Origin of the sequence: Bacillus cereus group sp. BfR-BA-01356, from assembly GCF_022663635.1 — a bacterium.
Classification (GTDB): domain Bacteria; phylum Bacillota; class Bacilli; order Bacillales; family Bacillaceae_G; genus Bacillus_A; species Bacillus_A cereus.
The window spans coordinates 1-14,053 of sequence record NZ_JAKUFX010000029.1 but is presented as its reverse complement, the minus strand read 5'-3'; the positions used below and the strand labels follow the sequence as shown (position 1 = coordinate 14,053).

Below are 14,053 nucleotides of genomic sequence, written 5' to 3'. Positions count from 1 at the left end.
GATGTCCATTGATGTTGGATTAATATTTCAAATCGCCGGAATCGGCATTGTTTTAGCTTTCATTCATACTGTACTAAAAGAATTGAAGCGTGAGGATATTGCAAATTGGGTTATCCTTGTCGGTTTTGTCGTCATTTTATTTCATGTTGCATTTTTAATTAATACGCTATTCGACAAGATTAAAAGTGTCTTTCTCTTCCAGTAAAGGAGGCGGTTCGAATCGAAATTATACAAATTGTCGGATTAGGCCTCGTTGCTACGTTTTTAGCTGCTGTTTTGAACCAGCATAAATCTAGTATTACATCTTTATTTATTGTGTTCGTAGGTAGCGTGATGTTTCTTATTTTAATCGATCAAATTCATTCTATTTTACAAATGATTGAGAGAGTTGCGAGTGAAGCGAAAGTTAGTAACGTCTACGTGGAAACGTTACTAAAGATTATTGGAATTGCTTATATTGCCGAGTTTGGAGCTCAAATTACAAAAGATGCTGGTCAAGGTGCCATCGCTTCGAAAATTGAACTTGCTGGGAAAATCTTAATTCTCGTTATGGCAATTCCTATTTTGACGGTTGTAATTGAAACTATTCTCGTATTTTTACCGACGGGATAAGGGGGAGTGAATGTTGAGGAGGTTTGGAGCTAAGCTGCTATTTGCTTGCTTCCTTTTCTTTTCTTTACCAGTTGTTGTACAAGCTTCTCCTGTAGAAACAAACGTCGTTGATCAACAATTGGATAAGCTCGGAATTGAAGATGTGAAGCAATTTTGGGACGGGCTTGTTACAAAATATGGAGGCTATTTGCCAGAGAGTCAAAAAGGGAGTTTTATGGAGTTTGTAAAGGGAGAAAAAGAATTCTCTCTAAAAGAGTGGATGATAGGGTTATTAAAATATTTATTTCATGAGCTTGCAGCTAATGGAAAACTGCTTGGCACACTCATTATGCTCACAATCTTTAGTGCATTGTTGCAATCACTGCAATCCGCTTTTTCAAAAAGTAGTGTAAGTAAAATTGCTGATGCTGTTGTATATATGGTACTTATTATTTTTGCTTTAAATAGTTTTTATGTCGTTATGATATATGCAAGAGAAACGATACAAACAATGGTAGATTTCATATTAGCGCTATTGCCAATTTTATTGGCGCTTATAGCGACTGGTGGCGGGGTTGTATCTGTATCTTTCTTTCATCCGATTATCATTTTCTTAATGAATACAAGCGGGCTTCTTATGAATTATATCGTTCTACCGCTTTTATTACTGGCAACGATATTAAGTATTGTAAGTACAATGAGTGATCAATATAAAGTGACGAAATTGTCCAAGCTTCTGCAAAACGTTAGCGTTGGGATTATCGGTATCTTTTTAACGATTTTTTTAGGGGTATTATCTGTACAAGGAACAGCAACAGCTGTTGCTGATGGAATAGCTGTGAAAACTGCTAAATTTGTAACAGGGAACTTCATTCCAGTAGTCGGAAGGATGTTTACAGAAGCGGCAGATACTGTTATTAGCGCATCAGGATTATTGAAAAACACAGTCGGAATTATTGGGCTCGTCATTTTATGTTTAATTGTTGCTTTTCCAGCGATTCAAATTTTCTGTATCGCATTTATTTATAAATTCGCAGCAGCAGTATTGCAACCGGTTGGCGGCGGAGCAATTATTCAATGCTTAGACATTATTGGACGAAGCATCATTTACGTATTTGCTTGCTTAGCTATCGTATCATTTATGTTCTTTTTAAGTATTACAATTATTATTGCTGCGGGGAATATTACACTTATGATGCGGTAGGAGGTGAAGAGTATGCAATTTGTTACAGAGTGGATCAGAAATATTATCGTTTTTTTGCTCTTAGCGACAATGCTTCATCTTATTCTTCCAAATTCGAATTTGCAAAAATACGTTAAATTCGTTGTAAGTCTTTTGTTAGTCGTATTAATTTTAACACCTCTTTTTAAACTATTGCAGACAGATGTAAATGAAGTAATTGCAAATTTTAATGAAGAAAAGTACGTAGCAGAAGGATCTGTAAAAAATTCAATAGATTCGAAGAAAAAAGAAATACAAGCTCTAACACGTGCATATAGTTTAGAAGAGATGGCTACCAAAATGAAAAAAGAAGTAGGAAAAGAGTTTGAGAAACAGTATGGTATGTCAGTCTCTGAAATACAAATAGTCGCAGCGGAAAGCACAGCGGAAGTAAAGTCAGCGAAAGATATTCAATCTGTTGTTGTGACGTTAAAAGAAAAAGAACGTAGTAAAAATGATGCAATCGAAACAGTAAAACCAGTTGAAATTAACACGAAAGAACCACCGAAAAAAGTAGAGGAAACGAATGTAGAAATGAAAGACTTCTTTTCAAGCAGGTGGCAACTAGAGAATAAACAAATCCAAGTTCAAATGGAAGGGAGGACAGGTAGAGTAAATGGACAATAAAGATAAAAATTCGAAGTTCTCATTTTTTCGAAACTTATTGAATGGAGATGAAAAAGAAAGTAATGAGAAGGGAAGAAAGGTAACACCTAAGTTCTTACTTGTCCTACTCATACTTGGAATGTTGCTTATGTTTTCTAGTAGTTTTTTTTCAAGTAAAAAAGAAGAAGTACCTGTATTTAAAGAACAAAAAACTCAAAACCAGGAAAAAGATGTACCAACTTTTGGACAAAAAAATAATGATAATATGTCAAATGTAGAAAAATATGAAAAAGCGTATGAACAAGAATTAAAAACTGCTTTAGAAGAAATAGCAGGAGTAAAAGACGTAACGATTAAAGTGAATTTGGATTCATCTGAAGAAAAAATTTTAGAAAAAAATACAGTGAAACGCTCACAAACAACAGGTGAAACAGATAAAACAGGCGGTAAGAGAGAAGTAGAGGACGAGTCTCTTGATGAAAAGACTGTCATTATACGTGAAGGGGATAAAGAAACTCCTGTTGTTTTACGAACAGAGAAGCCGAAAGTACGTGGTGTTCTTGTCGTAGCAAAGGGAGTGGATAATATACAAGTTAAAGCAATGGTAAAAGAAGCTGTGATAAGGCTGCTAGATGTACCGGCCCATCGCGTTTCAGTTTCACCGAAAAATTGATAGGGAGGAAATAAAGTGTTAAAAAAACAAACAGTTTGGCTATTAACGATGTTAAGTTTAGTTGTTGTACTATCTGTGTATTACGTGACAACTCCTGACAAAATGAATACAGCATCGCCAGCAACAGGTGAAAAGATTGGACAAGAAAAACAAGGTACTGATAAAGCAGTAACAAACGAAGCGCCTAAAGAAACTCCGAAAAAAGAAAATACAAGCAAAGAAACAACAAATAAAGAAACAGACAAAAAAGAAAATGCAAAAAAAGAAACAAGTAAAAAAGAGGGCAATGTATCAGTTCAATCAAGTGATGAGAATTTCACAGCTTTACGTATGCAAATGGAAGATCAGCGTAGTGAAGAGAAAGCAAAATTACAAGAAGTGATGAATTCTTCGAAATCTTCAGCGACAGAAAAGAGTAAAGCGAAAGATAACTTTGATGCAATCACTACAATGGAAACGAAGCAAGAATTACTTGAGACAGTAATTAAATCTCAAGGAGGATATCCAGATGCTCTTGTAAGAGCTGATGGTACTGATATTAGAGTAACGGTTAAAGCGGCAAAACATTCACAGAAAGAAGCAAATAAAATTATTCAACTTGTAAGAAGTGAAGGCGGATCAAAAGATGTAGGTGTGAAATTTGATCCACCAGCGAAATAAGTGAAACTTTAATCCGTAGGGATTTCCCTGCGGATTATTATCTTTTACTAAGCAAAGGGTATGCAAATAGTAAAAAGAGTATGTAAGTACATGTGAATAGAAAAAAGCTATCATTTTCGATAGCTTTTTTCTATTTCGTCTTTGTAATTATTTTTACTATGTTCAACTCGGAACGGAGAAATACGTTGTGAGTAAAAGATTAGTGGTTCATGGTACTGATGATTACTTTTTCCGGATTTGACGTGGATGAAAAGAACGCATGCCCAAACGATTACAGCAGGTAAAAAGAGAATGAGCCATATCATATTTCCACACCTCGACACAATATATTTTCTACACTTTGAACATACTATTCTTATATGAAGGAATGATGAACGGCGTGTAAACAAAAAAATAATATTTGGTAAAAATATGTTATTGACTATAGGTGTGGTGAAGAGTGGAGAGGGAATGGCATGTTTGCTGTGTAACGTTTTGAAAAAGTAGTGAATGTTTTTTTAGAAGTGGTCTTGCCAATTTCATGTGAAACTTGGTATTATTACTAGGTATTAAATTTTTTATTGGAATAATATTTTTACAGGAATTTCGATTTATTATAAAGAAATATAAATTGGAATGTTTAAAAAATTTATCGTAAGATGGAAATAGTAAATATTTCTATTAGTTAATGAAATATATTTTCTAATAGAGTACATCGTATTTTTACAGTCAATCTAGTTTTCGTGACGAGAATCTGTAAAAACGGGACAAACAAGAGTATGGGAGTGGATTTTACATGTTTAAAATTCAAGAAGTTCGCGAATTAATTAAATTAATTGATAGCTCTAATATTGATGAATTTGAATACAAAAAAGACGGTACAACAATCAAAATGAAAAAGCGTGGTAATGAAGTTGTTGCTGTGCAAGCACCTGCAGCAAAACAAGCTATGCAACCAGTAGCGCCTGTTGAAGTTGAAACGAAAGTAGCAGCAGCACAAGCAGAAGCACCAAAACAAGAAGAGAAGAAGGCTGTTCAAAATGAAAACCTACATAAAATCACATCACCGATGGTAGGTACATTCTATTCTTCTTCTTCGCCTGATACCCCTCCATATGTAAGTGTTGGGGATAGAGTATCGAAAGATTCTATCGTATGTATTGTCGAGGCTATGAAGTTATTTAACGAAATTGATGCTGATGTAGAGGGCGAAATTGTTGAAATTCTTGTTAATAACGGACAACTTGTTGAGTATGGACAACCGCTATTTCTTGTAAAAGCGTAATAAGGGAGTCTTTGTGATGATAAAAAAAGTATTAATAGCCAATCGTGGGGAAATTGCTGTACGAATTATTCGTGCTTGTAAAGAAATGGATATTGAAACAGTTGCAATTTATTCAGAAGCAGATAAAGAGTCACTTCACGTACAGATTGCAGACGAGGCGTATTGTGTAGGACCAACGATTTCGAAAGAAAGCTATTTAAATTTGACAAACATTATTAGCGTTGCGAAGTTAACAGGCTGCGATGCTATTCATCCGGGATACGGATTTTTAGCAGAGAATGCAGATTTCGCAGAGTTATGCCGTGAATGTAACTTGATTTTTATCGGTCCAAGTCCAGAAGCTATTTCAAAGATGGGCACAAAAGACGTTGCTCGTGATACAATGAAAGAAGCAGGGGTTCCGATTGTACCAGGTTCACAAGGGATTATTAAAAATACCGAAGAAGCGATCGAGCTTGCTAATCAAATTGGATATCCAGTTATTATTAAAGCGACTGCAGGTGGCGGCGGAAAAGGTATTCGTGTTGCACGCCATGAAGAAGAGCTTATAAAAGGAATTCAAATTACACAGCAAGAAGCTAGTACCGCTTTTGGGAACCCTGGTGTATACTTAGAAAAGTACGTTGAAGATTTCCGCCATGTTGAGATTCAAATAATGGCAGATACACACGGAAATGCCATTCATTTAGGAGAGCGTGATTGTACAATTCAGCGCCGTTTGCAAAAACTATTAGAAGAAAGTCCATCACCTGCACTTGATGAAGATATTCGCAAGCAGATGGGTGAAGCGGCAGTTAAAGCGGCGGTAGCGGTTGATTATACAGGTGCTGGTACGGTTGAGTTTATTTATGAATATAAAACGAAAACCTTTTATTTCATGGAGATGAATACGAGAATTCAGGTTGAGCATCCGGTTACTGAAATGGTAACGGGAATGGACTTAATTAAAGAGCAAATTCTTGTTGCTTCAGGAGAAAAGTTATCGTTACAGCAAGAAGAAGTACAATTTAATGGTTGGGCAATTGAATGTCGAATTAATGCGGAAAACCCTGCCAAAAAATTTATGCCATCTCCAGGTAAAGTAGAAATGTATTTACCACCAGGAGGATTTGGTATTCGCGTCGATTCAGCTGTATATCCGGGATATTCAATCCCACCTTTCTATGATTCGATGGTTGCTAAATTAATTGTTCACGGAAAAACACGTGAAGAGGCAATTGCAAAAATGAAGCGCGCACTTAGTGAATTTGTCATTGAAGGCGTACATACAACAATCCCGTTCCATTTGCAATTGCTAGATCATCCTGATTTTGTAAAAGGTGAGTTTAATACGAAATTTTTGGAAGAGCATGAACTTGTGACGCAGTGATACATTAAAGGAGGTTTTTTTCATGGCTGAACATATGTTAGATATGGGTCAAGATACAACTCTTGGTAAAGTAGAAATTGCACCAGAAGTAATTGAAGTAATTGCAGGTATTGCAGCTGCAGAAGTAGAAGGTGTAGCGGCAATGCGCGGTAATTTTGCTACAGATGTTGTTGAGAAGTTAGGTAAGAAAAATCATGGTAAAGGTGTAAAGGTTGAATTAGCAAACGAAGATATTATCGTTGACCTTTATGTTGTAATGTATTTTGGTGTAGCAATTCCAGTTGTTGCACAAAAGATTCAAGACAATATTCGCCAAGCACTCTTTACAATGACAGGACTTGAGCCAAAAGAAGTGAATGTTCACATCGTTGGCGTAACATTCGAAACACAAAAAACAGAAATCGAACCAGTGTAAGAATGAAAAGGTGCCTAGTAACATAGGCATCTTTTTTATCGTTTCATTTCTTCACAAATTACAACCCTCTAATTATTATACTATTTCAAAAAATAAGAAATAAACAAGAAAATGTTTCGTTTTTCCAAAAAACGTACATTGTGATAAGATATGGAACTTGAAGTTAATCTTTTTATTATTTTTCAGCCTTGTAACCCGTGTGTGAAACGATAAATTGTGTTATTATCATTGTATTATAAGGTTGGAAAATCAATGAAAACTGTAAGAGTAAGTGAATTGACGGCTTATAAATTATAATAATATAACAAAGTATAAGGAAAGACTTGAAGCATAAAGGAGAGTTACAATGAAACGTAGGACGGCTAGAGAAAGAGCAATGCAAGCATTATACCAAATGGATATTACAGGTGAATTAGAACCGAAAGTAGCAGTGGAAAACACGCTAGATGAAGGCGAAGAAACAAATGAGTTTCTAGAGTCACTTGTAGTAGGTTTTGTAGAAAATAAAGAAGCAATCGATGAAGCGATTCGTCAAAATTTAAAAAAGTGGAAGCTTGAGCGTATTAGTATTGTTGATCGCAGTATTTTACGTGTAGCTGTGTATGAAATGAAATACATGGAAGAAATTCCACACAACGTAACAATTAACGAAGCAATTGAAATTGCTAAAACATTTGGGGATGAGGAATCTCGTCGTTTTATTAACGGCGTTTTATCTAATATAAAAGATACACTGTAAATTCTTTAAGGGGGAATCTTAAAATGGTAGCAGTAATCATCAAAGGAAATGAAGTTGCGGAGAAAAAACGAGCACAATTAACAGAAGAAGTTGTGAAGTTGAAAGAGCAAGGTATTGTACCAGGATTAGCAGTTATTTTAGTTGGAGAAGATCCAGCATCTCGTTCTTATGTGAAAGGAAAAGAAAAAGGCTGTGAACAAGTAGGGATTTACTCAGAGCTAATTGAACTTCCTGAAACAATTACTGAGGAACGTTTGCTTGCTGAAATCGATCGCTTAAATGGCGATGACCGTATTAATGGCATATTAGTGCAATTACCTTTACCAAAACATATTGAAGAAAAAGCTATCATTGAAAGAATTTCACCAGAAAAGGATGTAGACGGATTTCACCCAATCAGCGTGGGACGTATGATGACGGGACAAGATACATTCCTTCCATGTACACCGCATGGTATTGTAGAATTAGTAAAAGAAACAAATCTTGATATTTCTGGAAAACATGTAGTAGTAATTGGAAGAAGTAATATTGTCGGTAAACCAGTGGGGCAATTGTTTTTAAATGAAAATGCCACTGTCACATATTGTCATTCTAAGACGCAAAATATGAAAGAGTTATCGAAGTTAGCTGATATTTTAATCGTAGCTGTTGGACGACCTAAAATGATAACAGCGGATTATATTAAAGAAGGGGCGGTTGTAATTGACGTTGGTGTTAACCGTTTAGAAACAGGAAAACTTTGTGGTGATGTTGACTTTGACAACGTGTTAGATGTTGCGGGTTACATTACACCTGTGCCAAAGGGTGTTGGTCCAATGACAATCACAATGCTTCTTCATAATACTGTTGAATCTGCCAAACGTGCAGGTGTCGTTTGTAAATAATTTGAGTCGGCTATGAGGAGAGAGAAATGGAGAAGCAATATTTAACCGTTACAGCGTTAACACGCTATATAAAAACAAAAATAGAATATGATCCGCATTTGCAGTCTGTTTGGTTAAAAGGTGAAATTTCCAACTTTAAAAATCATAGCCGTGGCCACATGTATTTTACATTGAAAGATGAAAATGCAAGAATCGCAGCGGTTATGTTTGCGGGCCATAATCGTAATATTAAATTCAAACCGGAAAATGGGATGAAGGTACTCGTGAAAGGGAAAATCTCTGTTTACGAGGCGAGTGGTTCTTATCAAATTTATATTCAAGACATGCAGCCTGACGGAGTCGGAAATTTACATTTAGCGTACGAACAGTTAAAAGTTCGTTTAGAAGAAGAAGGACTTTTTTCTCAAGTTTATAAAAAAGCGATTCCTCCTTACGCTAAAACAATAGGTGTGATTACGTCGCCAACAGGAGCAGCGATTCGTGATATTATAACAACGATTAAACGTCGTTATCCAATTGGGAATGTTATTGTATTTCCGGTACTTGTACAAGGGGAGTCAGCGGCTCCCTCGATTGTACAAGCGATTCGTACAGCGAATGAAATGGGAGAGATAGATGTACTAATCGTTGGTCGTGGTGGAGGTTCTATTGAGGAATTATGGGCTTTCAATGAGGAAATGGTTGCAAGAGCAATCTTTAAGAGTGAAATCCCTATTATTTCGGCAGTAGGCCATGAAACGGATTTTACAATCGCAGATTTTGTTGCGGATTTACGCGCGCCAACACCGACCGCAGCAGCTGAGCTGGCAGCACCTAACATTATAGAGTTACAAGAAAAGGTATTACAAAGAACTCTGAGATTGCAAAGAGCAATGAGAGAGTTAGTACATAAAAAAGAAGAAAAACTACAAGTGTTGCAAAAATCGTATGCGTTCCGTTATCCAAGACAAGTATATGAGCAAAAGGAAGAGCAATTAGATAGAGCGCTAGAACAGCTTGTTTTAGCGAAAGAGCGCTATATTGATAAAAAGGTGAATCAGTTAAAGCAACTTTCATTTTATTTAGAGAAGCACCACCCATCTCAAAAAATTATGCAAACGAAGGTAGCTGTGGAAACGTTGCAAAAGCAATTACAACGTGAAATGCAAACGTTACTTCAAACGAAAGAATTTGCCTTTGTAAGAGCTGCTCAAAAACTTGAAGCGTTAAGTCCGCTTAAAGTAATGATGAGAGGGTACGGGCTTGTATATGATGAAGAGAAGCAAGTGTTAAAAAGTGTGAAAGATGTAAGCCTTGGAGATGCTGTTTCAGTTCAATTACAAGATGGAATACTAGATTGTAGCGTATCAGGCATAGAGGAGCGTGAATTGAATAATGGAAAATAAATTAAGCTTTGAAGAGGCAATTTCGCAACTTGAGCATCTTGTTTCTAAGCTAGAACAAGGTGACGTACCTTTAGAAGAAGCGATTTCTTATTTTAAAGAAGGTATGGAATTATCTAAGCTTTGTGATGAGAAGCTGAAGAATGTACAAGAACAAATGGCAGTTATTCTTGGGGAAGATGGAGAGCTTGAACCGTTTACTGCTTTAGGAGATGAAGCATAGTGACGATTGCTTTTGATACTTTTTTGAAAGAAAGTAAAACTTTCGTAGAAGAAAAACTTGTAAGCTATGCAAATGGATTACAATGTCCAAATGTACTTCGTGAAGCGATGGCATATTCTTTGGAAGCGGGTGGAAAACGTCTCCGCCCGTTACTTTTGTTTGCAACATTACAAGCGTTTGGGAAAAAAAGAAATCTTGGAGTAGGTGCAGCTTGTGCTCTTGAAATGATTCATACATATTCGTTAGTTCATGATGATTTACCTTGTATGGATGATGATGATTTAAGAAGAGGAAAGCCCACAAATCACAAGGTATTTGGTGAAGCGATGGCAGTTTTAGCAGGAGATGGCTTATTGACATACGCTTTTCAAGTTATTATGGCATATGAGCAAAAAGAAATTTCTGCTGAAAAAAAAGTAAGACTTGTACTTGAACTCGCAAAAGCAGCAGGACCAGAAGGAATGGTTGGCGGACAAGTGGCAGATATGGAAGCGGAAGGGAAACGCCTTACGATTGATGAATTGGAGTACATCCATAAACATAAGACCGGAAAACTACTTGAATTTGCTGTACTTGCGGGTGCGATACTTTCTGATGCGACAGAAGAGCAAGAAGAAAAGTTGCTTACGTTTGCCAAATATATCGGTCTAGCTTTCCAAATTCGAGATGATATTTTAGATGTCGAAGGAACTGAAGAAGAGATTGGAAAACCGATTGGTAGCGATCTTTCTAATGAAAAGAGCACATATACGACGTTGTTTACTGTAGATAGAGCAAAGGATATTTTAGAAGAAACAATTGCAGAAGCAAAAGGTGCGATTAGCTCCTTGCAATTACAAGATGAATATTTACTATCTATTTGCGATTTGATTGCAAAACGTAATAACTAATATAACAGCGTTTTCATTTGTTGAGTCATTCATCATTTTATGATATAAATGTAGGAAAAGGTTTTTCTTTTCTTGTTATTGGCAAAAATATATGTAGATTACATTGCCGTTATCACTTTGTGTTAGCGGCTATTTTTTTCATCGCCTGAAGAAATATGGTTTATAATAGGATTAAGGCGCAATAGACTGGTTAATAGCGGGACAAGACGAAAAATAGAAAAGAGAATTTCTTGTTTTGTGTAAATGTTTTTTATAATATTTGACATGTTGACAGATTATGAAATGAAAGTGAGTGATCCATGTGGATCTAACGCAAATTCAAAACCCTAGTTTTTTGAAAGATATGTCTATCAGTGAACTAGAGGGATTGAGTGAGGATATTCGTAAGTTTTTAATTGAAGAGCTCTCTCAAACAGGTGGACATATTGCACCTAATTTAGGTGTAGTAGAACTCACAATTGCTCTGCACAAATTATTTGATAGCCCGCAAGATAAATTTTTATGGGATGTAGGACATCAATCCTATGTACATAAAATTTTAACTGGACGCGCGAAAGAGTTTGGTACATTAAGGCAATATCAAGGTCTATGTGGTTTCCCGAAACGTTGTGAGAGTGAGCACGATGTATGGGAAACTGGTCATAGCTCGACTTCGTTATCGGCTGCAATGGGAATGGCTCTGGCACGTGATTTAAAGAAAACGAAAGAATATGTTATACCAATTATTGGAGATGGTGCTTTAACAGGCGGAATGGCTTTAGAGGCATTGAACCATATTGGACATGAAAAAACAGACATGATTGTTATTTTGAATGATAATGAAATGTCAATTGCACCAAACGTTGGTGCGCTTCATAATGTGCTCGGTCGTTTACGTACCGCAGGAAAATATCACTGGGTAAAAGATGAATTAGAGTATATATTAAAGAAAATCCCAGCAGTTGGCGGGAAAGTGGCTGCGACAGCAGAGAAAATAAAAGATAGTCTTAAATATTTACTAGTATCCGGTGTCTTTTTCGAAGAGTTAGGCTTTACATATTTAGGTCCAGTCGATGGACATGATTATGAAAAGTTATTCGAAACGTTGCAATATGCAAAGAAAACAAAAGGCCCAGTACTCGTTCACGTTATTACGAAAAAAGGAAAAGGTTATAAACCGGCTGAGAGTGACGTTATTGGAACTTGGCATGGAACAGGACCTTATAAAATTGAATCAGGTGATTTCGTTAAGCCGAAAGAAGTTGCACCAGCATGGAGTGCTGTCGTTAGTGAAACAGTACTTAAGCTAGCGAGAGCAGATGAGCGTATCGTAGCAATTACACCTGCAATGCCTGTTGGATCAAAACTTGAGAAATTCCAAAAAGAATTCCCAGATCGTATGATTGATGTAGGTATTGCAGAACAGCATGCTACAACAATGGCAGCAGGTATGGCAACGCAAGGAATGAAGCCATTCTTAGCGATTTATTCAACATTTTTACAAAGAGCATATGACCAAGTTGTTCATGATATATGCCGCCAAAATTTAAATGTTTTCATCGGAATAGATCGTTCGGGATTAGTAGGAGCAGATGGTGAAACGCATCAAGGCGTATTTGATATCTCATTCTTACGTCACTTGCCGAATATGGTGCTTATGATGCCGAAAGATGAAAATGAAGGGCAACATTTAGTTTATACGGCGATGCAATATGAAGATGGACCAATCGCATTGCGTTATGCGCGCGGTAATGGACTTGGCGTTCATATGGATGAAGAATTAAAGGCGATTCCAATCGGTACGTGGGAGACGTTAAAAGAGGGTACACAAGCAGCTATTTTAACGTTTGGTACGACAATACCAATGGCAATGGAAGCAGCTGAGCGTCTTGAAAAAGCTGGGGTTTCAGTGAAAGTAGTGAATGCTCGCTTTATTAAACCAATGGATGAAGCATATTTACATGATCTTCTAGGAAAGAATATACCGATTTTAACGATTGAAGAAGCTTGTTTAATCGGTGGTTTTGGAACAGGAGTAGTTGAATTTGCATCTGAAAATGGTTACCATAGTGCATTAGTTGAACGAATGGGTATTCCAGATCGCTTCATAGAGCACGGGAGTGTAACAAAATTATTAGAAGAAATTGGTTTAACGACAGATGCTGTTGTAGACCGTATTCATACAATGATTCCATCAAAACAAAAAAGGGCGTAACAAATGAGCGTAAAAAAAGAAAGAGTAGATGTACTATTAGTAGAGCGAGGACTTATAGAAACGCGTGAGAAAGCAAAGCGCGCCATTATGGCCGGACTCGTATATGCGAATGAGATGAGACTTGATAAGCCAGGAGAGAAAATCTCGCAAGATACTGAGATTACGGTGAAGGGACAAGTTATGCCGTATGTAAGTCGTGGTGGTTATAAACTTGAAAAGGCATTAGAGACATTTCATCTTGATTTACAAGATAAAGTTATGATAGATATTGGTTCATCAACTGGTGGCTTTACAGATTGCGCGCTTCAAAATGGAGCGAAATTATCTTATGCATTAGATGTAGGATACAATCAACTAGCGTGGAAATTACGTCAAGATGAGCGTGTTGTTGTAATGGAACGAACAAACTTCCGTTACGTGACACCAGCAGACTTAGAACGTGGTTTACCTCAATTTGCAAGTATTGATGTTTCATTTATATCATTAAAGCTTATACTGCCAGTTTTAAAAACAATGCTTATGCCTAACGGAGATGTAGCAGCGTTAATTAAACCGCAGTTTGAAGCTGGAAGAGAGCAAGTTGGGAAAAAAGGTATCGTTCGCGATAGAAAAGTACATGAAGCTGTTGTAGAAATGATTGTCGAGTTTGCTTTAAAAGAAGGCTATGATGTGGAAGGTTTAACATTCTCACCAATTACGGGTGGGGATGGTAATATTGAATTTTTAATTCATCTGAAATGGCATGGTGAACGTGAGAATGGCGAAAATCATTCTCCGATTTCTATAGAGCAAGTTGTTACAGAAGCGCATGAAGTTCTAAAACAAAAAGGGAAAGACCTGCGGTAGTATGTCAACTGAAAAATAATATCTTTTGAAGTTATCAAAGGACAAATTGCTTAAAAAAGACATCACGAAACTAGACCAGTATTTTATGTAAAATA

17 protein-coding genes are annotated in these 14,053 nt (G+C 36.5%); 16 read left to right on the top strand and 1 reads right to left on the bottom strand.

Annotated elements, in window-relative coordinates:
* Window position 1: 1 nt before the first annotated feature.
* Genes spoIIIAC through MR168_RS12690 form a run of 6 tightly spaced genes read left to right on the top strand, consistent with a single transcriptional unit; the run spans window position 2 to window position 3,752 of the window.
* Window positions 2–205 (top strand): stage III sporulation protein AC, encoded by a 204-nt coding sequence (gene spoIIIAC / locus MR168_RS12715; RefSeq protein WP_000020914.1) that lies wholly within the window; start codon window positions 2–4, stop codon window positions 203–205.
* Between the two features lie 23 nt (window positions 206–228).
* Entirely contained in the window at window positions 229–612 is a 384-nt protein-coding gene (spoIIIAD, locus tag MR168_RS12710) for a stage III sporulation protein AD (protein WP_348980671.1), read from the top strand.
* Between the two features lie 10 nt (window positions 613–622).
* Window positions 623–1,795 carry a stage III sporulation protein AE gene (gene spoIIIAE, locus MR168_RS12705; protein ID WP_086410712.1) on the top strand — a complete coding sequence of 391 codons (1,173 nt, stop codon included), beginning with the start codon at window positions 623–625 and terminating at the stop codon, window positions 1,793–1,795.
* Window positions 1,796–1,807: 12 nt separating this feature from the next.
* On the top strand, window positions 1,808–2,440 hold the full coding sequence (gene spoIIIAF, locus MR168_RS12700) for a stage III sporulation protein AF (RefSeq protein ID WP_001161052.1): 633 nt from the start codon (window positions 1,808–1,810) through the stop codon (window positions 2,438–2,440).
* Window positions 2,430–3,092 (top strand): stage III sporulation protein AG, encoded by a 663-nt coding sequence (gene spoIIIAG / locus MR168_RS12695; RefSeq protein WP_000368881.1) that lies wholly within the window; start codon window positions 2,430–2,432, stop codon window positions 3,090–3,092. Before spoIIIAF ends, spoIIIAG begins: the two co-directional genes overlap by 11 nt.
* 15 nt (window positions 3,093–3,107) lie before the next feature.
* Window positions 3,108–3,752 (top strand): SpoIIIAH-like family protein, encoded by a 645-nt coding sequence (locus MR168_RS12690; protein WP_000914709.1) that lies wholly within the window; start codon window positions 3,108–3,110, stop codon window positions 3,750–3,752.
* A gap of 110 nt (window positions 3,753–3,862) precedes the next feature.
* Here MR168_RS12690 and MR168_RS12685 read toward each other — a convergent pair whose 3' ends face one another.
* Complete coding sequence (locus MR168_RS12685; protein WP_000638000.1) at window positions 3,863–4,057, bottom strand: hypothetical protein; 195 nt, start codon at window positions 4,055–4,057, stop codon at window positions 3,863–3,865.
* A gap of 470 nt (window positions 4,058–4,527) precedes the next feature.
* Between MR168_RS12685 and accB the strand changes: the two genes are divergently transcribed.
* From accB to MR168_RS12635, 10 genes are all read left to right on the top strand, one after another.
* Window positions 4,528–5,016, top strand: a complete 489-nt coding sequence (gene accB / locus MR168_RS12680) for an acetyl-CoA carboxylase biotin carboxyl carrier protein (protein WP_000472859.1) — start codon at window positions 4,528–4,530, stop codon at window positions 5,014–5,016.
* A 16-nt stretch (window positions 5,017–5,032) separates the two neighbouring features.
* Window positions 5,033–6,385 (top strand): acetyl-CoA carboxylase biotin carboxylase subunit, encoded by a 1,353-nt coding sequence (gene accC, locus MR168_RS12675; RefSeq protein ID WP_000592870.1) that lies wholly within the window; start codon window positions 5,033–5,035, stop codon window positions 6,383–6,385.
* A gap of 22 nt (window positions 6,386–6,407) precedes the next feature.
* Window positions 6,408–6,800 (top strand): Asp23/Gls24 family envelope stress response protein, encoded by a 393-nt coding sequence (locus MR168_RS12670; RefSeq protein WP_000807630.1) that lies wholly within the window; start codon window positions 6,408–6,410, stop codon window positions 6,798–6,800.
* A gap of 346 nt (window positions 6,801–7,146) precedes the next feature.
* Window positions 7,147–7,539 (top strand): N utilization substance protein NusB, encoded by a 393-nt coding sequence (gene nusB / locus MR168_RS12665; RefSeq protein ID WP_000830247.1) that lies wholly within the window; start codon window positions 7,147–7,149, stop codon window positions 7,537–7,539.
* Between the two features lie 23 nt (window positions 7,540–7,562).
* Window positions 7,563–8,423, top strand: a complete 861-nt coding sequence (folD, locus tag MR168_RS12660; RefSeq protein ID WP_000226732.1) for a bifunctional methylenetetrahydrofolate dehydrogenase/methenyltetrahydrofolate cyclohydrolase FolD — start codon at window positions 7,563–7,565, stop codon at window positions 8,421–8,423.
* A gap of 26 nt (window positions 8,424–8,449) precedes the next feature.
* A complete protein-coding gene (gene xseA, locus MR168_RS12655; protein ID WP_000415249.1) occupies window positions 8,450–9,808 on the top strand; it encodes an exodeoxyribonuclease VII large subunit in 1,359 nt (452 codons plus the stop codon).
* Complete coding sequence (gene xseB / locus MR168_RS12650; RefSeq protein ID WP_000428423.1) at window positions 9,798–10,028, top strand: exodeoxyribonuclease VII small subunit; 231 nt, start codon at window positions 9,798–9,800, stop codon at window positions 10,026–10,028. The genes xseA and xseB overlap by 11 nt, the downstream gene beginning before the upstream one ends.
* A complete protein-coding gene (ispA, locus tag MR168_RS12645) occupies window positions 10,028–10,918 on the top strand; it encodes a (2E,6E)-farnesyl diphosphate synthase (protein WP_086412277.1) in 891 nt (296 codons plus the stop codon). The genes xseB and ispA overlap by 1 nt, the downstream gene beginning before the upstream one ends.
* Window positions 10,919–11,219: 301 nt before the next feature.
* Window positions 11,220–13,112: a 1-deoxy-D-xylulose-5-phosphate synthase gene (dxs, locus tag MR168_RS12640; protein WP_000366452.1), complete on the top strand. Its 1,893-nt coding sequence runs from the start codon at window positions 11,220–11,222 to the stop codon at window positions 13,110–13,112.
* Window positions 13,113–13,115: 3 nt separating this feature from the next.
* Window positions 13,116–13,958, top strand: coding sequence for a TlyA family RNA methyltransferase (locus MR168_RS12635; protein WP_086412278.1), 843 nt, complete (start codon window positions 13,116–13,118; stop codon window positions 13,956–13,958).
* The last annotated feature ends 95 nt before the right edge of the window (window positions 13,959–14,053 follow it).